Source organism: Anaerolineae bacterium, assembly GCA_025062375.1.
GTDB lineage: Bacteria > Chloroflexota > Anaerolineae > SpSt-600 > SpSt-600 > SpSt-600.
In genome coordinates, this window is sequence record JANXAG010000079.1 from 423 (window position 1) to 821 (window position 399).

Here is a 399-nt window from a genome sequence, read left to right on the forward strand (position 1 = left end):
GCTTCCAGAATAAATAAATCCTCAGAAAACCTCCCCGGCCAGCATAGCGCCCCAGTGGCCAGGACCAAAATGAGAGAGACGATTAACGTTAACGTCCTTGCCAATACCGGGTTATCAGCCAGAGCCCCCCCAAACTCGTGATGGGTCAACAACCGCCCGAAAAAGCCACTCAGCCCCTGGTTGGGTGGATATACTCCCGGCTCACCCGCCCGCGTCAGGCCCGCGAGGGAAAGGGAATGATGAGCATAAGCCCGATAGGGTCCCAAACCAATGGCCGGTAGGGTAATAAGCACAAGAACGATAAGCCCGATGAGCAGCCACAAGAGGACCTGGAACCGCAGTTTCCATGCGGCATGGAAGGCCAGCGCGATCGGTATCGGTTTAAACATCACACCGGCA

The 399-nt window shown here is 56.1% G+C and carries 1 protein-coding gene; it reads right to left on the reverse strand.

Translation table 11 applies throughout. The features are described 5' to 3' along the window. Positions 1-389, reverse strand: a 389-nt coding sequence (locus tag NZ653_10120) for a hypothetical protein (GenBank protein MCS7287472.1), incomplete at its 3' end; no start/stop codon positions are given. Between the last annotated feature and the right edge of the window lie 10 nt (positions 390-399).